At 45.4% G+C, this 20,139-nt stretch carries 16 protein-coding genes and 1 other annotated feature; of the genes, 3 read left to right on the top strand and 13 right to left on the bottom strand.

Going from position 1 to position 20,139, the window contains the following annotated elements; genetic code table 11:
* Positions 1–2: 2 nt before the first annotated feature.
* The 6 genes from LP667_RS05435 to pepV all read right to left on the bottom strand — a co-directional run bounded on the left by LP667_RS05435 (position 3) and on the right by pepV (position 6,490).
* Positions 3–1,355: an extracellular solute-binding protein gene (locus tag LP667_RS05435; RefSeq protein ID WP_021731314.1), complete on the bottom strand. Its 1,353-nt coding sequence runs from the start codon at positions 1,353–1,355 to the stop codon at positions 3–5.
* On the bottom strand, positions 1,352–2,194 hold the full coding sequence (locus LP667_RS05430) for a carbohydrate ABC transporter permease (protein WP_021731313.1): 843 nt from the start codon (positions 2,192–2,194) through the stop codon (positions 1,352–1,354). Before LP667_RS05430 ends, LP667_RS05435 begins: the two co-directional genes overlap by 4 nt.
* Entirely contained in the window at positions 2,194–3,153 is a 960-nt protein-coding gene (locus LP667_RS05425; RefSeq protein WP_021731312.1) for a carbohydrate ABC transporter permease, read from the bottom strand. Before LP667_RS05425 ends, LP667_RS05430 begins: the two co-directional genes overlap by 1 nt.
* Entirely contained in the window at positions 3,128–4,228 is a 1,101-nt protein-coding gene (locus LP667_RS05420; protein ID WP_021731311.1) for an ABC transporter ATP-binding protein, read from the bottom strand. Before LP667_RS05420 ends, LP667_RS05425 begins: the two co-directional genes overlap by 26 nt.
* Before the next feature lie 325 nt (positions 4,229–4,553).
* Positions 4,554–5,060, bottom strand: coding sequence for a universal stress protein (locus tag LP667_RS05415; protein WP_021731310.1), 507 nt, complete (start codon positions 5,058–5,060; stop codon positions 4,554–4,556).
* 26 nt (positions 5,061–5,086) lie between these two features.
* Positions 5,087–6,490: a dipeptidase PepV gene (pepV, locus tag LP667_RS05410; RefSeq protein ID WP_021731309.1), complete on the bottom strand. Its 1,404-nt coding sequence runs from the start codon at positions 6,488–6,490 to the stop codon at positions 5,087–5,089.
* Between the two features lie 126 nt (positions 6,491–6,616).
* Here pepV and LP667_RS05405 point away from each other — a divergent pair, with 126 nt between their 5' ends.
* Entirely contained in the window at positions 6,617–7,456 is an 840-nt protein-coding gene (locus LP667_RS05405; RefSeq protein WP_021731308.1) for an NAD(P)H-hydrate dehydratase, read from the top strand.
* Positions 7,457–7,645: 189 nt separating this feature from the next.
* On the opposite strand, the gene LP667_RS05400 is transcribed toward LP667_RS05405, so the two are convergent.
* From LP667_RS05400 to leuS, 3 genes are all read right to left on the bottom strand, one after another.
* On the bottom strand, positions 7,646–8,386 hold the full coding sequence (locus LP667_RS05400) for a 16S rRNA pseudouridine(516) synthase (protein ID WP_021731307.1): 741 nt from the start codon (positions 8,384–8,386) through the stop codon (positions 7,646–7,648).
* Positions 8,387–8,393: 7 nt separating this feature from the next.
* Positions 8,394–10,064, bottom strand: coding sequence for a putative polysaccharide biosynthesis protein (locus LP667_RS05395; protein WP_021731306.1), 1,671 nt, complete (start codon positions 10,062–10,064; stop codon positions 8,394–8,396).
* Between the two features lie 757 nt (positions 10,065–10,821).
* A complete protein-coding gene (gene leuS, locus LP667_RS05390; protein WP_021731304.1) occupies positions 10,822–13,248 on the bottom strand; it encodes a leucine--tRNA ligase in 2,427 nt (808 codons plus the stop codon).
* A 138-nt stretch (positions 13,249–13,386) separates the two neighbouring features.
* Positions 13,387–13,597 (bottom strand) — a binding site (T-box leader).
* Between the two features lie 111 nt (positions 13,598–13,708).
* On the opposite strand from leuS, the gene LP667_RS05385 reads away from it, so the two are divergent.
* Together LP667_RS05385 and mnmM are read left to right on the top strand one after the other, a co-directional pair.
* Positions 13,709–14,395, top strand: coding sequence for a phosphatase PAP2 family protein (locus LP667_RS05385; protein ID WP_050584263.1), 687 nt, complete (start codon positions 13,709–13,711; stop codon positions 14,393–14,395).
* A gap of 29 nt (positions 14,396–14,424) precedes the next feature.
* Positions 14,425–14,991, top strand: a complete 567-nt coding sequence (gene mnmM / locus LP667_RS05380) for a tRNA 5-(aminomethyl)-2-thiouridylate-methyltransferase MnmM (protein WP_033609426.1) — start codon at positions 14,425–14,427, stop codon at positions 14,989–14,991.
* Between the two features lie 106 nt (positions 14,992–15,097).
* Here the strand turns inward: mnmM and LP667_RS05375 are convergent, their stop codons facing one another.
* Genes LP667_RS05375 through LP667_RS05360 form a run of 4 tightly spaced genes read right to left on the bottom strand, consistent with a single transcriptional unit; the run spans position 15,098 to position 20,033 of the window.
* The gene (locus LP667_RS05375; RefSeq protein ID WP_021731301.1) at positions 15,098–15,295 is read right to left on the bottom strand and encodes a hypothetical protein; all 198 of its coding nucleotides are present in this window, start codon (positions 15,293–15,295) and stop codon (positions 15,098–15,100) included.
* Positions 15,296–15,324: 29 nt separating this feature from the next.
* Positions 15,325–16,851, bottom strand: a complete 1,527-nt coding sequence (locus LP667_RS05370) for a glycosyltransferase family 4 protein (protein ID WP_021731300.1) — start codon at positions 16,849–16,851, stop codon at positions 15,325–15,327.
* 12 nt (positions 16,852–16,863) lie between these two features.
* Positions 16,864–18,372 (bottom strand): accessory Sec system glycosyltransferase Asp1, encoded by a 1,509-nt coding sequence (asp1, locus tag LP667_RS05365; RefSeq protein ID WP_021731299.1) that lies wholly within the window; start codon positions 18,370–18,372, stop codon positions 16,864–16,866.
* Positions 18,373–18,398: 26 nt separating this feature from the next.
* Positions 18,399–20,033: a hypothetical protein gene (locus LP667_RS05360; protein ID WP_021731298.1), complete on the bottom strand. Its 1,635-nt coding sequence runs from the start codon at positions 20,031–20,033 to the stop codon at positions 18,399–18,401.
* Positions 20,034–20,139 lie beyond the last annotated feature (106 nt).

Here is a 20,139-nt window from a genome sequence, read left to right as displayed (position 1 = left end):
AATTAATGACGACCGTTCGCACGGTTATTTGATTCTAACACTTTATTGTACGTATTTTCAGCTGTTTGCAACGCTTGTCGAATATCTTGGCCTACAAAAATCTGCTGCATCGCCGTTTGAATCGCCGTCCGTGCGGGAACCCAACCATCGACAAAGACACCTGAGTTCGTATTATTAGGCTTCGTTCGTAGCATCTGATTACCAGAAACTTCTAGGACCGGCGACTTCTTGAATAGCTTTTTCAGCGTTGGCTCGTCCTTAGCCCCCTTATTAACGGCTAAATAACCAGTCTTGGCTTGCCAATCGGCTTGCGTCTGTGCGCTAGCCAAAAACTTAGTGAATTCCCAAGCCCCGTCTTGAACCGCACTTGGTTTATCGTTGGCAATCCAGAGGGCCGCGCCACCGACCGCAATTCCATTAGCTTTCTGACCATTTGGCCGCGGAAAGTAGGTGACGCCCAGGTCATTTTTGAGCACCTGATATAATTGGCCAGTTTTGGCGGACGATTGCATGAAGATGCCTAAATGCTCAGCTAAAAAGGACGCTGCTTCATTGGCCGCAGCGTTACCACCAGAGCCAAAATTCATAAAGTCACCATAATCAATATTTTCTTTGACCCACTTCATAGCATTAATCGCGGCTGGACTCGTAAAATCGACCTTAGTAGCGTTGCCAGTATGACCATTATTATGATTGGCAACCGGAACGCCAGCGTTAGCCACTAATTGCTCAAACAGCCAAGAATAGGCCTCCATTGTCATCCCCTTCACCTTACCATGAGATTTGTCGTGAATTGCCTTGGCAACGCGTGTAATATCATCGTAAGTTGGATCCACTGGCGGTGGGGTAATCCCGTACTGCCGCAAGACGGCTTTATTATAGTAAAGGGCCGTTTGTGACGCGTTGAATGGCATAGCTAACAACTGACTATTACGCATGACAATCGCCTTAGCTCCCGGAATGATCTGATCAACATCATAGTGATCGCGATCCACAAATTTCTGCATGGGGGTCGTAAAACCACTATGATACATCTGACTAGTAGAAATATCCATTGATTGAAATAAAGCTGGTGACGCAGCGGTACCGTGCGTATTCAAAATCTTTTGAATGACGCCATTGTAACCACCCTCAAATTCAGCAACAACTTGATACTTAGATTGCTGTTGATTAAACGCTTTAACATACGCGTCAATGGCTTGTTGGCCAGGACCCTTCATTTCATGCCAGAAAACAACTTTGATGCGACCACTGTCAGCATTTACTTGCGTTCGATTATAAACGACCGTCCCCAATGCCAAAATAACAACCAGAATCCCTGCTAGCCATTGCCATTTCCACTTAATTTTCATCATTTCACCGAACCTTCATTCAATCCAGACTTAAAATAATGTTGGCCCCAGAACAACACAATCAACGTGGGAATCACCACAATGGCGGCACTCGCCTGAACAAGTCCCCAGTTAGTAGCCGTCTCTTCTGAATGAAGTTGCCGTAAGCCATCTTGCACTGGTCGTAGCCGATTTGAAAAAGTAGTCAGCATTGGCCATAGGTATTGATTCCAACTGCCTAAAAAGCTGTAGGCCGTTAATGTCAATAGACTGATACGTGAGTATGGCATGGCAACACGACGATAAAATTGCCAGTGTGATAAACCGGCAACATCAGCAGCCTCCTTTAAATCCCACGGAATTTGCCGGAAGGCCTGCCGTAACATGAAAATGCCAAATGCCGAAGTTAGGAACGGAACGACCATCACCGCATAGTGGTCTAATAAGTGCATGGCCCGCACTGTGTGAAAATTCGGAATCACTTCTGCTTCAAATGGCAACATCATCGTTGCCAAGACTAGGTAAAACAACGCATCCCGGTATTTGAATTCTAAAAATACAAAGGTATACGCCGCAATTGATGCGAAAAACAAGTGGGCGACCATCTGGATCAAAGAAATCACCAAACTATTAAACAAATACCGTAAAATAGGCGTTTTAGTAAATGCATCTTGATAGTTCTGCCAAGAAAGCGTCCCGCTCAACGCCCCCTTCGCGATGGTCGTTGTCGGTAAAAAGCTCGTCCATAACCCTAAAATGAACGGTAGAATAATGATCAATGCGAGTACCGTCAATAAAATATATCTGAAGATGATCCCAAAACGACGCCGAATTAGTGCCTGAGTGGCAAGCGTATTTTCCATCAGTAGTTCACCCGCTTTGCTAAGAGTTTGAATTGGACCACTGTAATGGCTGCAATTATGACCGCTAGTATGATTGATTCAGTACTGGCAAGCGCATAGTTACCATCAACAAATGCATCTTGATAAATTCGATAAACTAATAAATTAGTCGCATCCGTTGGTCCACCAGCAGTCATCAGATCAATTAGTCCGAAACTCTTAAAGGCCGAAATCAGCGTAATCACCGCCACGAAAAAGAGGGTCGGTGAAATCATCGGTAACGTAATGTGAACGAATTGGTAACGCCGACTGGCCCCCGCAACGTCCGCTGCATCGTATAAGGTTTTTGGCACTGACTGTAAAGCACCGAAAAAGATCAAAAAAGTAAATCCCAAGTGCATCCAGACACTAGTCATAATAACGGCGACCATGGCCCAATGTGGCGACGTTAACCAGTGGACGGCTGGCAAGTGCAGCCAGACGGCAACTTTATTTAATAGTCCAATTGACGGGTTAAACATAAACAGCCAAAAAATCGCAGATACTGAGACCGAAACCCCCATCGTTGATGTAAAGATCGTCCGAAATAGTTCAATGCCCCGGATCTTTTGATTAGCCGCCGCTGCCAATAATAAACCGCCTACTAGCGTGAATCCGGTCACACCCACAACATAGATACCAGTAGCTTGTAAACTAGCTAAATAACTTTTCGTTGTTAACAAATCAAGGTAATTCTGCAGTCCAACAAAAACGGTTGGTTCACCAAAACTATTCGTCAAGAAGAAACTAAGGTACAGCGTGCGTAACATCGGATAAAAAACAAAGATACTGAGTACTAACAAAGATGGTCCTAGAAATAACCAAGCATAATATTTATCATTGCGTCTTAATTCAAAACCGATGACCTGATCAGTTGCTTGATCATTAGCATCCGGTGCTTTTGGGGTCCGTCGTTTAATTGACGGAAACGAATTGATCATTAGTCGCGCCCTCCTCTTCGGCAATTAGTTGTTCATGCTCATCAAAGATAAGAATTTTACCCTGAGCACTTACTTGCACCCGTTGTTCAAGGGGGAATTGCACCTGACCAGATTGAACGATTCGTAAGGCTGTTCCGTTATCCGTCAGTACTTCAATAATCGTCAGCTCGCCCAATGTTTCAACGTTAGTTACTACTCCATTGCCGGCACCTGCAGCAACTGGTAGTGCCAGCAACTGATTGGGCCGAATACCAAGCGTGTAAGTACCAGCTGTGAGTGGCCGTTGCAAAGTCAGCTGAAAACCTGCCGTAACTTGTAATTCCCGGGTTATTTCAGTCGTTACTGGCAACAAATTAATCTGCGGGGTTCCAAAGAATTCAGCAACAAAATGGTTCGCAGGATGGTTATAAATATCCAGTGGCGTATCGATCTGCTGCACATGCTGTTCATGCAGCACCATCACGTGATCAGCCATTGTCATTGCTTCCGTCTGGTCATGAGTGACATAAATCAGTGTCAGGCCTAATTTACGTTGCAGCTCGCGGATTTCAGTGCGCATCCGGACTCGTAACTGCGCATCCAAGTTAGACAATGGCTCATCCATCAGACAGATTTTGGCATCACTAGCAATCGCCCGGGCGAGGGCAACTCGCTGTCGTTGACCACCAGATAACTCACGCGGCTTACGATTCCGGTAAGCCGTCAAGTCACCCAGCTTTAGAGCCTCGTTGACGCGCTGTTCGACTTCTACGGCCGGCATCTTACGCGCTTGTAAACCAAAAGCAACATTGGCCGCCACATCTAAAAATGGATACAAGGCGTAGCTCTGAAAAACCATTGCTAACTTACGATCTTTAGGCGGGACCGCGTTCATGATCTGACCGTCAATGGCCAGCTTACCACTCGTAATTGGAATGATACCGGCAATCATCCGTAGTAACGTACTTTTACCACAACCAGACGGTCCAACAATCACGAATAATTCCCCATCTTGAATCTCAGCGTTCACATCATGCAAAACTGGCTGCTCAGCCTTACCATACGTCTTTGTGATGCCCTGCAACTCAATTCCCATATCCATATCCCCTCGACCTTTTATTTGTAATTCATTGGATTACACTTAAATCATGCCAGATGAACGTATCGGAAACGTTGGCATAATGTAAAAATAATGTATGGGTTATGTATTTTTTTCATAAACAATTACAAAATGCCCGAAATAAAAAATAGTCGCATCAAGAATTTCGTGAATTCTTGACGCAACTATTTTGTTACTGGCCTAAAAGGGACATCGGTCAGTTAATGGCACTACATCTGAAAACAATCAGCGTTTTCAAATCCATACCAACGGCACGTTAAGGCCGGTTTAACTGTTACTGGTCTCGCACTATTTATGCCAATCACAGTCGCCGCGTTGAACGTTTCGGCAACGTCACTGGTCGCTGATTAGCATCCGTCCGTACGACCAGCGTATCACACGTGGCATTTCGAATCACATAAGCCGCGTTGGAGCCGATCAGCACCCGGGCCACGTTATTCAACCCCGTCGCACCCACAACGATCAGATCAGTACCATAGCGTTCTGGTAGCGTCGTCGCTAATAACAACTTAGAATTGCCCGAGTGTAGATGTACGCGCACATCGTTAACACCCGCGGCTACTGCTTGTTGGCGCGCCGTGGCAAGATTCGCTTTAAGCCCGGCCGTCAATTCATTCAATGATTGGGGGGTCGTCGCACCAAACCCCATCGGCCCCTGCGTAACACCAATAAACTTTTCAGTATTAATGACCGTCACAATATCCAGAGTAGCATTTTGTTCGACCGCGATCGTGATTGCCTTTGTTAACGCCAGTTGGGACTGGGGACTTGTATCGATGCCGACTAAAATTCGTTGAACCATCGTCATAACCATCACCCTCCATCAAACAATCCTTATTTGTCGGTTGCTAATACGGCAATTGACTCGGCATAAATGGCCATTGCAGCCATCAATTCGTCAATTGGTTGGAATTCATTGGCTTGGTGCATGGTGTCTTCGGTATCTGGGAAGAGCGCCCCGAAGGCTACTCCCCGGGCCATCATTCGACCATAAGTCCCACCACCGACGATTTGTGGTTGTGAGGCCGTGTCACCAGTCTGACGCCGGTAAACGTCCATCAAATCCTTAACGATTGGATCTTCAGGGTCAACGTAATGTGGCACCATGAAGTCACCCTGCGTAACAGTGGCCCCCGCAGGTAGCTGTGCTTGGACTTTTGCCGTCAAGTCTGCCGGTTCGATCCCCTTAGGATAACGGAAATTCAATGTTAGCTCGCCACCCTTTTGGTGGTCAAAGCTGAGTAACCCAACATTCATCGTCAAATCACCCATGACGTCATCCTTGTAAGCTAAGCCTAAGTGGTTGGCCCGTGAATCATCGTGGAGCTTGTTAGCCACGAAGTCTAAGAAAGCAGCGGCATCAGCGGCAAAAGCATAGTTGGTCAAAAACGTTGCGAGGTAGGTTCCGGCGTTGATCCCATTACGGGGTTCCATCCCATGAGCCGCCTTACCAACAACTTCCAGCTTAACGCCTTCAGGAACGACCGTTAATTCACCAGTAACGGGTTGTTGGTCCAAGAACGCTGTGAAGTCGGCCGCAAACTGCTCGTTGTCGTCCGTCGCGACCACGGCTTCGGCATCACGCGGCACCATATTTTCACGCAAGCCAGAATCAAAGGAAACAAGGTTAAAGTCGCCATTATCTTCATGACCGAAGTGTAATTGCAGACTCACATTTCCCTTTTCACCATTGATCAACGGGAACATGGCGTCTGGTGAGAAGCCCAAGGTTGGCGCTGGTTCAACTTCAAAGTAGCGTTTCATCCCCGTCCAATTACTTTCCTCATCGGTCCCGACAATAAAGCGAATCTTCTTATTGAGCTTCAAACCAAGTTCTTTAACGATCTTTAAGCCATAGTAAGCCGCTATTCCAGGACCTTTGTCGTCGGAAACGCCGCGGGCATACATCTTACCATCTTTGATAGTTGGTTCAAAGGGGTCCGTATCCCAGCCGTTACCAGCAGGCATCTCATCCACATGGGCTAAAATTGCTAAGGTTTCATTCCCCTCACCAATTTCAGCATAACCGACCAAGTTATCGATATTCTTAGTCTTAAAACCATCGCGTTCCGCAATCGCTAAAAACGTGGTTAACGCTTGCTTAGGACCTGGTCCTAACGGTGCGTCGTCCGTCGCCTGGCTATCGTCACGAAAGCTCGGCACGCGGAGCATAGTGGTTAAATCTGCTAGATAATCATCTTGATGCTTAGTTGCTTCATTTTTCCAATCAACTGACATGTTAAATTCCTCCCACATATTGTTACCTTAATTTTAGCATAGCTGTCGTCAACTTAATAATCGTAAGTAACCGCTTTTGGAAAATGGTATACTCAAAGTAAATTAACTTAGAAAGCTGGTCATCTCATGCAACCTATTACAGCCGAAATTGTTAGCCGGACAATTATCAAACGACCGGCTGATTCTCACAAAGGTAATTACGGCCGAGTCATGCTGATTGGTGGCAACCAGAATTTTGGCGGGGCTATCATCATGGCCGCCACTGCTGCAACGTATAGTGGCGCAGGTCTGGTAACCGTCGCCACCGATCCATCTAACTTCACAAGTCTGCATGCTCGACTACCCGAAGCGATGGTCATCGACTATCACCAGACTGACACCTTATTGAACATGCTGACAGGAATGGACGTCATCATCATTGGACCGGGTCTTGGAACGGATACAATCGCTGATCAGTTATTGACCGCCGTCATCGCCGCGACTCACGCTCCACAGCGGTTGGTCATCGACGGTTCGGCCTTGACATTACTTGCTCAGCAGCCACGGTCCCTTCCCGCAACGGACATCGTCGTCACGCCACACCAGATGGAATGGCAACGACTCAGCGGTATCGCTATCAAGGATCAAACGCCAACGGCCAACCATGACGCACAAAAACGGCTAGGCGTTACGGCCGTTGTCAAGGCGCATCGCACAACCATCTATACTGACGAACGGGTTTGGTTCAATCCGGGAGGCACCCCAGCCATGGCAACGGGCGGTATGGGTGACACGTTGGCTGGTATGATTGGTGGCTTCGTGGGACAATTTGATGACTTCACCGCAGCGATTCTCAGCGCGGTCTACTTACACAGTGCCATTGCCGATGATCTCGCCGCGACCCGGTACGTCGTCTTACCGCATCAAATCAGTACCCGCATTCCGACTTACATGCACCGCTTTAGTCAGATTGAACGCCCTAGCTAGCTGGACGTGTACGACTAAAATCGTCTAAAAAAATAATTGTGCCCAGTTTCTTAAGAAAAAACTTCTCAAGAAACTGGGCACAATTTTTCTATCACTATTATCGAAATGTCCGCCAAAAGATTGCTTGTCACGCGCTCTTTTACGCATTTAATCTTGCAATCACTACAGTAGCCAATTGACTTTAACTCACTATTCGCCTACTGGTTGGTTAGCATCCGCCTTCAACGCCGCCAGTTCATCGTCAGTCAGCGCGCGATAGTTTCCTGCCAACAAACCAACGGGTAACGTCAACGAACCAAATTTGATTCGCCGTAAGCCAACGACCCGTTCACCTAAAGTCCCGACCATCCGTTTCACTTGATGATATTTGCCTTCATGAATCATGATTCGAATCGTGGTAAAGTTCTCGATTTCATGGAAGGCAACAATCTCTGCTTGGGCAGGTTGTAATTCGGTCCCATCTTTTAAGGTAATACCGTCATTAAACCCAGCTAGTTGAGCGGCCGTAATTTCACCGGTCACTTCAGCCTCATAGACTTTGGTCACGTGGTGGTTCGGCGACAATAAGTCATGGGATAAGGCACCATCGTTTGTGATTACCAAAATCCCCTCGGTGTCCTTGTCTAGCCGACCCACTGGAAACAAGTCGTCACGAAAATCAGTCGTGTTGAACAGATCCATCACCGTTTTCGCAGCAGCATCCGTTGTGGCCGTGATAACCCCAACTGGCTTATTCATCACGTAATAAAAGTATTGTTGGTACCGGACCTGAACGTCATCCAAAAGAACCGTGTCGCTACCAGGATTGATTTGTTGCTTACCCGAAATGACCGGTTCGCCATTGGCCGTAATATGTCCATCCTTGATTAAGCGCCGCACCTGGGTTCGGGTCCCAATTCGCATTGCATGTAAAAATTTATCTACTCGCATAATTCACCTATTTAATCCGTAATTTCCGTCGTAACCCAGCGGCCTTCGTTCCAATCATTAAATCAGCCATCCGTGAACGGAGCGCCAAGTAAACATAAACTGCACCGCCAGCCATTACCGCTATGGCCACAATTAAAAGCGATTGCGTCTTACTGTGTTCATTCAAAATAAAGTTTAAGCCGTAAACGACTAACCGAGCCGTCGCATACGTTAAGATCGAATACACTAAAATTCGGTTGATTTTTGGTAATAACTTCACGTACCGGATCCCAAAGTTAACTTCCAAATCATACATCGCCATTAGACTCGCAACCATCATCCCAATTGCCGTTGCGACCAGTGGACCCGCCGTTGATAAAAAATAGATACACGGCAATTGAATGATAATTTTGACTAATAACCCTACTAAGTAGTAGCGAATAATGTCCCGATTGCGGGAGAGTCCTTGCATCAATGCTGAGATTACCGTGAAAAATCCAAGGGCAATCGCAGTAAACGCTGAGATCTGAAGAATCAACGTACCAATTTGATCATAACTATAGAAGAGCGTGTTGAGTGGTTGCGCCACCGCGGCCATCCCCAGCGCCCCTGGAATCATGATAAATAGGAATAAAATAATCGAGTCTTCCAATTGCTTACGAATATTTCGCATATTATGACTGGCCAATGATTCCGATAAAATCGGCACAACCGTTACGGCGATTGCGGATGCCAACGAAACAATAATCATCACTAACTTATTGGCATTAAACGCAAAATACGCGTATAAGGTATCAATTTGCTTAGTACCAAGCTGATACACTAGGCGCATCATCGGTTGGAACGTTGCTTGATCCAGCAAGTTAAAGACCGTTGTGGCCGTGTCAATCACAATAAATGGAATCGCCTGAATAATAATGTCACGGAACAGTTGCCAAACCGGAATGACTAATTGATTCTCACTCTGAGCAGCTAAGGCATTCAACTCCGGCCGTTTACGGAAATAGTACCATCCCAGGAGCAAGAAGCTGGCAGCTGCCCCGACAAACGCAGCAAACGTCGATTGTGTGACCGCATTCACCCAATCACCATGGGCGACACGCATGATAAAGTACGTAGCCCCCAACATGTAGATAACCCGAAAGACTTGTTCCACGAATTGGGAAATCGCGGATGGTGCCATCTGTTGGTATCCTTGGAAAAAGCCCCGGGTCAGTGACATCGATGGCAGAATAACCAAGGCAATGGCTAACGCGTGCAGGACGGGAATCAGGTTGGCATCATAGCCCCCAAAAGCAGTTGAAATCACCCCCGCACCGAACCATAAAATAATAGCGCCGGCGATTCCAAAAGCAGACGTCAGCAGCAGCCCCCGTTTGAATAATCGTTGCCCAACCGCGTACTCATTCATCGCATTATATTCCGAAAGTTGTTTAGAAATTGCGGACGGGATTCCCCCGATCGCAATCAGCAGGAAAAAACTATAAATATTATATCCCTTGGCATAAAGCGCGTTACCTTGCGTAAAGTCAGCACCCATCCAGATAACCCACGGGATAATATAAATCGCCCCGAGCACCCGTGAAAAGAGACTCCCAGCCGTCATCCAAGCCGAACCCCGAACCATTTTCTGGTGCGCTTCGGCTTCGGAATTCACGTGCATGTTCTTGGGCTGATTAGCTTTTGATTCCTCAGACATGTTCGTAACCCACTTTCTTAATTCAATCCTAATCATTTTAGATGAAAAACAAACAAGTTGCAATTCAATTCCGGGCTTAGGCGTGAGTTTAACCGAACTTTAATGATAACTTGTGAAATCCAACTAAGTTAAAAATCATCCTAGCCATACCGAATTGTTCTAATTGTTGGTTAGGATGAAGCATGTTTAAAACAGGCTCATACGCTAGCTTGCTGTTCGTCAGCATATGCGCGTCCTCGTATATTTAATATAAACAATTTTATAGTTTGGACGTTGCGTGTATCCTCTAGTTGTTCATTGGATCTGGGTCCAACTGGTGGCATTTGATCTTAACGAACGGGCCTATTTCAATCATGATTCACGAGCGATTAACTAGCACAACGCATTAATACTGTTATCAAACACCTGCACTTGCTTCGGTCATATCACGTCGCTAACCTTCACTAAGCTGAGCGCATGACACTAATATTAAAACAATCGGCCCCACCATACTGCAACCTAAGCCACCAATCACGCTTGTAGTTTAAGCATAAATGGTCCCGGCAGTCGCTGCCCATTAAAAACACATCGCAACCACTACAAATAGCTCATTTACTGCTGCTAGAATTATTATTCACTTAACCAAGTGCCCCAGTTAGCTAGAACCAATTCGTCACACCTTAATTAAACAAAAACGTGGTATCAACTGACAATCGTCAATCGATACCACGCTCAGTACCAGCTGAATTAAATTCAACCAGTTATATTTAATCATTACTTAGTTGGCAACCACGTTAACCAGTTTACCAGGAATGGCAATCACTTTACGAACCGTCTTACCAGCCGTAAATTCTTGAATTTTGTCATCCGCCAAGGCTAACTTTTCAAGTTCATCCTTACCCATATCCTTAGCAACTTCGGCGTGTGAGCGAACTTTACCGTTAACTTGAAGCACGATTTGGACCGTGTCTTCTACTAGCTTAGATTCGTCATACGTTGGCCAAGTGGCGTAGGTGATCGTGTCATCATGGCCTAATAATGACCATAATTCTTCGCTCAAATGTGGTGCGATCGGCGCTAATAACTTCACGAAGCCTTCGATATAAATGATTGGTAAATCGTCGACCTTGTACGCTTCGTTCACGAAGACCATCATTTGCGAAATCGCAATGTTAAAGCGCATGGCTTCATAGTCTTCCGTGACCTTCTTAACGGTTTCGTTGTAAATCTTTGTCAGCTTGCCGTCATTGATCGTAGTAACCCGGTCACGAACCCGATTATTTTCATCGATCATTAAGCGCCAAACCCGTTCGATCCACTTGTTAGCGCCGTGTAACCCATCGGTACTCCACGGAATCGAAGCTTCCAATGGTCCCATGAACATTTCGTATAACCGCAACGTATCGGCACCATACTGCTCAACGATGTCATCAGGGTTAACCACGTTACCACGTGACTTCGACATCTTTTCATGATTGTCGCCCAAGATCATTCCTTGGTTAACCAATTTCTGGAATGGTTCCTTGGTTGGCACAACCCCTAAGTCATACAAGAACTTGTGCCAGAAACGAGCATAAAGCAAATGTAAGACCGCGTGTTCGGCACCGCCCACGTATAAGTCAACGGGTGACCAGTACTTCAACTTGTCATAATCAGCCAAAGCTTCCCGGTTGTGCGGATCAACGTAACGTAAGAAGTACCATGAACTCCCGGCCCACTGTGGCATCGTGTTGGTTTCACGCTTACCTTTACGACCGTTTTCATCAACCACGTTGACCCAATCATCGATGTTGGCTAACGGGCTTTCACCAGTCCCGGATGGTTCCAGGTTCTTAGTTGCTGGTAACCGCAATGGTAATTCGTCTTCGGGAACCAGCGTCGTTTCGCCGTCTTCCCAGTGAATAACCGGAATCGGTTCGCCCCAGTACCGTTGCCGTGAGAAGATCCAATCACGTAACCGATAGTTGACCTTCTTTTCACCAGCATGGTGTTCGCCTAACCAATCGATCATCTTGTCAATCGCTGGTTGCTTCGCTAAACCATCAACAAAACCTGAGTTGATGTGTTCACCGTCGCCCGTGTAAGCTTGTTGGTCATAATCATTATCACCCGCAATGACAGGTTTGATTGGCAAATCAAATTTTTGTGCAAATTCAAAGTCCCGATCATCATGAGCAGGCACCGCCATGATGGCCCCAGTCCCGTATGAAGCCAGAACGTAATCGGCAATCCAGATTGGCAGTTTTTCACCATTAACCGGATTGATGCCATAGCTCCCAGTGAAGACCCCGGTCTTATCCTTATTCAAGTCAGTCCGTTCAAGGTCCGACTTGCTGGCAATCTTAGCCTTGTAAGCTTTGATAGCATCAGCTTGTTCTGGTGTCGTCAATTGTTCAACTAAATCGTGCTCAGGTGCCAAGACCATGTAACTGGCACCAAACAACGTATCAGGCCGCGTTGAGAACACTTCGATCTCAGTATCGTCAGGTTGACCAGCAACCTTGAAACGGATAGATGCGCCGACTGAGCGGCCAATCCAGTTACGTTGTTGTTCCTTGATATTTTCTGGCCAATCAATATCGTCCAGATCATCAATCAAGCGGTCAGCATAAGCCGTAATCTTGAGGCTCCATTGCTTCATTGGTACCCGGTAAACGTCGTAGCCACCACGTTCCGTCTTACCATCAACCACTTCTTCATTGGAAACGACCGTCCCACCCATCATATCAGGAGCCCAGTTAACTAGTGTTTCAGATTCGTACGCTAACCCTTTTTTGTAGAGCTGCTCAAAGATCCATTGTGTCCACTTGTAATAACTTGGATCAGTCGTATTCACTTCACGGTCCCAGTCATAGGAAAAGCCTAATGAGCGAATCTGACGCTTAAAGTTCTTGATGTTCTTGGCCGTAAAGTCCTTCGGGTTATGACCCGTCTTGAGCGCGTATTGTTCAGCAGGTAAGCCGAATGCATCCCAGCCCATTGGGTGTAAGACATTGTACCCTTGCATCCGCTTGAACCGTGACATAATATCCGTGGCCGTATACCCTTCAGGATGTCCAACGTGTAATCCTTGACCAGATGGGTATGGGAACATGTCTAAGGCGTAATACTTCTTCTTATCCGTCGTATCTAATGTTTTGAAGGTTTTGTTTTCCTTCCAATAATGTTGCCATTTGCGTTCAATGACTTTATGGTTGTATGCCATAGTAGTGCCCCTTTCTTGCTGCCTTGTATGTAAAAGCTAGCATTGCGACTTTCCAACTGACTATTCAAAACGGCCATTTCACCTATCAACCAGTTAAATCCGGTTAAAAAACAAAAAAATCCTATAAGCCAATTATGCTTATAGGACGAAAACAGGTTCCGCGGTACCACCTATGATTCCACGTCACCGTGGCCTCTTGGGAATCTTAACGCGAAACCACGTCCGTGCCTACAAACTTGTTCAGCCGGAAGACTCGAAGGTGAGTTCATGGTTAGTGAATCCCCGTTTGCAACTACCACGGAGTTTCTGTAAAACACCAACCACTACTATTCCTTCTCAGAGTCGTAAAGTTATTGTTTTTATAGTAGCAAACCACCACACTTTTTTCAAGAGGCCACGCCCCGTCGGCGACAAATTTTATCATTAGTCGACAAACGGCGACATCATAAAAAATGCTATAATGGTTGCAATAAATTATTTATCGGAGGAATCTGTATTGAAGCAACGAACTTGGCAACGTTCGGACAGTCTCATCTTACTTATTTTTATTGTGTGGCTAGGCTGGACGGCCGCGGTGTGGCAACGAGCACCTTGGTTGACGCACTTTGACACCACGGTTGCTAATTTTTGGCATCACAGTCCCCAGTGGTTTCAACACGCGATGGTTGCTTACACCCAGTTCGGCAATCCCCACACCATCACAATCATCACATTGATTATTGGCCTGGCACTCTGGCTGGGCCATAATCCGCGTGGTGCACTCTTCTTTTGGATCAATACTTGGGTCATTGCGGGTTATGGCAATTATCTCATCAAGCAGGTCATTATGCGGCCACGACCAACTGCTTGGCGGCTTGTCCAAATAGGTGGGTATAGTTACCCAAGTGGGCACTCAACGACAACGACCGTGCTTATCGGTAGTTTGCTAGTGCTCGCCTTTGACTATTGGCATCGCAATGCCTTGACTGGTTGGCTCACTGCGCTCGGCGTAACCGCGATTTTCTTAATGATGATCAGTCGCGTTGTCGTGGGCGTCCACTATCCGAGTGATACAATCGGTGGCCTTTTGTTAGGAAGTGTTTTACTATATATAAGTGTGCGTTTTAGTACACATTATCGGCATGGGCCGCTTCGACGACGGTCTTAATTCATGAATTCAACAAGGGGGTAACACTCATTCAACTCAGTTCGGCATTAGCTTATAGCCACGCGCTAATGAATCAAGTCGTCAATCCCGGTGATCATGTGATTGACGCGACAGTTGGCAATGGTCATGATACCGTCTACCTCGCCAAGTTGGTCGGTACCACTGGTCACGTCGATGGGTTCGACATTCAACCAGCGGCCATCAAAGCTACAACGAGTGCCTTAGATAAAGCGGCGCTCAGCCATCAGGTCACCTTATGGCAAATGGGCCATGAACACCTCGCAGATAAGATTGCCACTGATCAACCCATCAAGTGTGCCGTCTTTAACCTGGGCTACCTACCTGGTGGTGATAAACAAATTATTACGAAACCAACGACGACGTTAACGGCTGTAAAGGCGATTCAGGAACGCCTCGTCACAAACGGTCTAATCATCCTACTGGTTTATGCCGGTCATCCCGGTGGTGCGACGGAAGCCCAAGCGGTGCTAGATTACGCCACGAATTTAGACCAACATCAATTTCAAGTCTTACAATATCAATTTATTAATCAAGTTCATGTGCCGCCGTATTTATTGGCGATTCAGAAACGTTAATATGTTTACGTCTTAACGACAAATCAACCCAAAAGGTCTGCCAAACGATTATTTTCGTCTGACAGACCTTTTTAATTAGATGTTTAGCTTAAAAAACAATTGAACACTACTTTTCCCACGGATATTTGCCGTTTTCATCTTTAGGGGTATTGCGCATAATCCGCTTAGTTCCCTCATCCATCTCTTTACGCCGCTTCTTACGATTATGGTGACGAACAATTAGGACAAGGCCACCGATGCCACAGTACACGATCATCCGGGTAAACATCTTCACTGTCCCATAAATGGTCATAATCATTAACATTATTTGCCCTCCCTAGCCACTAACTCGATTTACGCCATTACCTTAGTCGGTTTGAAATAGTCTAACAAGGTCTGCCATTGCTTGAAAACAGCCTCTTCTGAATAGCGCTTCGCATTCTCGTAAGCCTGCGCACTGAAGGACGCTAGTTGCGCTTGATTCTTTAATAGATCAATAATGGTGTTCGTCAATTGCTTGACGTCACCATCCGTCGTTAGGACCCCACTTTTGTGATTCTGAATAATATCACTCGGTCCATACTTAACATCATTAGCAACCATTGGTAATCCATGGGCCTGAGCTTCCAAGAGCATCAGTGAGAATCCTTCCGCCCGGCTTGGCAATAATCCTAATTGGGCACGATTGTAAACCGCATTGACATCCGTTGTATAACCTTTGAATAACACGACATCTTCCAAATGTGCTGCCGCTACTTGAGCATGCAATTGTTTCTCAATATCACCATTAGCATAGCCCCATAATTCCAACTTGGCGTCAGGAAATTGCTTATGAACTTCTACGAACGCTTCAATTGAATGGTTCTGTTGCTTTTCTGGTGCCAAGCGGGCCACTTGGACAACTAAGTCCTTCTGGCGACGTGCAAAATCAACGGGTTTAGCTTTAAGGGTGGCATCATCCACATAGCCTACCGGAATTGTAAAGGCTGGAATAGACTTGCCAAAACGCGCTTCAACATCCTTGCTTTGTTCCGGTGTCGCTGAAATTACGGCATCCCAAGCTTGCCAATTATTCAACGCGTTAGCGTAGTTATTATTAAGTGTCGAGTGAAGAATATCCTTAGCATCACTGACATGATTATTATGCAAATGCAAGACTTTCTTGGCTGGCGTCGTCATATTGAACAATCCCCAGGCACATTCCACCGTCCGATCGCAAATGAAGACATTGGGTGCTTCAGTCAACTGGTTCAGTTCGTCATAAAAGAACCGCGTTAATTCATTCATGCCATTAAAAGTATGATTTTGATCATTATAGTTGAGAACCCGCCAAGTCACGCGTTCTTGCCCCGCATGATTCAATAAGTGCAACTTTTCGACATGGACTAAACCATCGGGACCAAAGTAAGCTTCCTGCGCAATTTTGCCATCCCAATCGAATAATTGTTCCAAACATTTGAAACCGCGCGTATCCCACCAGCTCATTTTGAGTGTCCGGCCGTTGACATCAAAGTATTGGACGTTACTGACCGTGTCAGTTCCAGCCCGCAAGTAAATAATCATGATTAACTTACCGCGTTCCACAACTTGAACTTGATTGTCCTTCCGCGTTTTGATGGCATCAGCTGGCACTTCAAAATCCGCTAAATTAAACGCCTGTCGTTTAACGGATTGGCTCCCACTAAAGAAATCAAATAAGTTAACAAAATCAGCATCAGCAATTTTAGCCCCATCAAGAACATCGTGTAGGTTCATTGCAAACACGCGCGTGACAATCTTAGCCGCTACGTGGTGCTTTTTGAATAAGGTCAGCCGATTGATTTCGGCCTGTTCAATCCCTGATTTTGAAAATTGCATGTTGTCATTTAAGAAATAATACATCGCTGCGCCCTCCTACTTAATACCCAATAATTGTTGCCAACGGTGCCAAACTTTTAACTCGGTCTGGGAGGTATGCAACTTCTTAAAAGCCGCTTCACTAAACGCCGTTAGTTTCTTCGTATCCGTCATTAACTCGATGATCCGGTCGCGCATGGCTAATTGATTACCAGGATCAATAATGAACCCATCGTGCCCATCATCAATCCAATCTTTAGGGCCATAATTAAAGCGGTAACTAATAACCGGAATACCATGACTCATTGCTTCCGGCATGCTCATAGGGCCCCCATCAACAATATCCGTATTCAGTAATAACTGGTAGTCATTGTAACGTGTTTCCAAATCTGGATGGTAGTCCAATAAGTGCACATTATCAGTTAATTTCAATTCTTCAATCAACTTAATCAAGGTCTTGATATATTCAGGATCCCCATAACCATAAAAGTCGCATTGGATTTCTTTCAGCTGTTGTTTAACCAAAGCAATCACTCGAATCATCTGATCAAGCTGGCGATCAGGTGCAATCCGACCCACGTATAACAATTCTTTTGGCCGCTTGACCACTGGCTGTAACTCACTATGCGCTAGCGGACTAGTTGTTACGGTCGGTAATACCGTGACATTCGCTTTCGAAAAACGGGTCCGTAGATGTTGCGCCTGGCTTTCGGTAGCCGTAATGAAGCCATCAAAATGCTGTAAATTATCGAAAGCCGGTGTTAAAAAGCCATCCAGTGCTGAATGAACCGGATCATTGACGTCCTTAGCATGATAGATTGGCACCATCACGTATTTATGCGAATCATCTTGAAGTTCCAATAGCGGTGTCACCCCTGTACCAGGACGATCACTAATGAAGGTTGTCGTTTGCTTGTCCTGATGGCTCAGCTCTGCCAAGAAGAATCGGAATAAGTGATTAGCATCTTGGAAGAAGCGCTCTGCTTGACCGTGATAATCTTTTAAAATCAATCGCGATGCCAATGGGTTGCCGTTGGTATCGGGTACATAATATTGCTCCATTACCGTCTGACCTTGCAAGTTGTAGTAGCGCTCCATGGTTAATTTGCCATTCTGACCAAAATACTGGGTGCTCGACTTAAAGCCCCGCCAGTCCCATAAATCGGTCGCGGACAAATTTCCTTGATTATCGAAAAATTCTTGATAAAAGACTTGCCCAATTGTGCCAGGAATGAACCCGACATTGCTGACAAGGTCATCACCGTTGAAGACCTTACTAAAGTTAGCCCCGACTTCAACAGCGTATTCATCAGGTAGTTGTAAATCTTCCGTGTGCAGTACTTTAGCTGGTACGGTTGTCGTTTGTTGAAAATAATCAAACATGTTCAATACTTGTTGATCCACCAGTTTGAAGGTCCCCATTGTCTGGTGTAGCAAGCGGTCGTACATCTTCGTGACAATTTGGGCTGGCACCTTGTGGTGGTTAAATAATTTCACGCGTTTAATTGCCGCGTGCTCAACACTTGAGTTCTTCCCAAGAATATATTCATTAATAAAGTAAAACATACAGTCACCCTTTCAGACATTCATTATTATGCTTGTCGATACGTGTAGTTATAGTAGTTGATTAAACCTGATAGGAAGTGTTCGCAGTCATCAATCCGTGTCCGGAAACTATCGTGTCGCGCATAAAAACCACCAATAAACTTTTGTGGATTATAAAGGTACATTGCAATTTCTGGCAGAAAACTCCCCGTCGTAATTTCATATAGCGCGCGATACCGTAATACTTGCCGCAAACGTACCAAGTCATATGGTGCCATTAAATCTTCGTTACCTGAACGTTTAATCATATCGGTCATTTTAACTGCTGCGTCGACCAGTTCTAATAGCGTCGGGTATGTTGTGTCACGATCCTCGATAAATTTCAAATGAATGAAGACGTTCTTCAAACCAAGTTTCATGTAATCCCGATTATTCGGGAATACTAACAATGCTTCATTAATCGCATAAGAAATCCAGTGATCATGATATTTACCGTAGTCATTCGCAACCATGTAATCTAAGATCTGTTTAACCAAATTCATAACGTTTTCATCATGGGTCAACTCGTACAGCCGTGAAAGCGCAAAGGCTACTTCACCTTCATAATAGATGATTCGATAGGCTGCTTTAAGTGTCAAATCCGGATTCAAAACATGGACTAACTTTCCTGATGATTCGCGGAAGAATGGTACACCCTTGAACGCCTTCATCAATATCGGCATGAAAGTCTCATCTTTAGTCACATCTTGATATTTACTCAACGTAAGCATCAATAGCGCCTGTCCACCTAGCTTTAATTCGCCATTATCATTTAAAAAGATGGCACCCTCTTTTTCAATCGTTGCATTTTCCAAGCCCCATTGAATCGCTGACTTAACTTTTTCAAAATCTTTAGTTCGTTTTGTAAACTGAATGGCTTCCAACAATGCATATAACGACGAAAAGTGCCGCACAACGTTGTAGTTACTAAGAACTCTTTGACGAGCCGGAAAATAGCCATAGACAAATTTTCCGTTCTCCTTTAACTGATTGAGCAAGAAAGTTTCACCATGTTCAATAACTTCTTGCAGTTCGCTCTGTATGTTAGTCACTACCCGAATTCCTTTGCCACAATCCTCTTGCTCAGACAGGTTCCAGATTTGCTGACCATCAGTGAACACACCAGCGGTTGTAAAAACCCAAACACTGGCTGTGTGTCGGATGTCAACTGTCAACTCTCCTTCACGCTTGTTAAGATATGGCTCCACTCGATCATAGTCAACCCAAGAACCCGAACGGTTTTTACCAATTCGATGTTCCTTGCTTGGACGGAAGAATGCTTGTCCATTACTTTCCATCTCTAACAAGGCCGTTTTAAACTCTGCATCAAAGCTAATTCCGTAACGCCAATAATTCATTCGAAAAGTTGCTGCAAGCCTCTTTTCAAAGACTTCATGTGGTAACTTCTGGGTTGATTGTACGGCCTCAACCCGAACCCAACTCTCCTGAGGTGTCTTGGCCAATTGCTGTGCAACTACTACCCAAGCTTGCTTGAAGGAATTATAACGATAAAATTTCACTTCCGCACGATGTCGATGATCTGATACAGAAAGTACCAACGTAACTGTATCCGTACCATAATCCTTTAAATTTCCCGTCTCAATCAGCGCCTGTTTGAGCTTAGTAACAGTAGATTTTTGCATATCAGTCTTACCTCTTTCAATTTTCTTTTATGTACGCCAAAACGGGCTTTACGCCCGTTCTGGTTAATAGCCTTATTTCATTTTACACCGTATATCGTTAGCAATG

Origin of the sequence: Lactiplantibacillus paraplantarum (genome assembly GCF_003641145.1) — a bacterium.
Taxonomy (GTDB): domain Bacteria; phylum Bacillota; class Bacilli; order Lactobacillales; family Lactobacillaceae; genus Lactiplantibacillus; species Lactiplantibacillus paraplantarum.
Note: the sequence above shows the minus strand (reverse complement) of the source record. Positions and strands in the feature narration are given on the sequence as shown.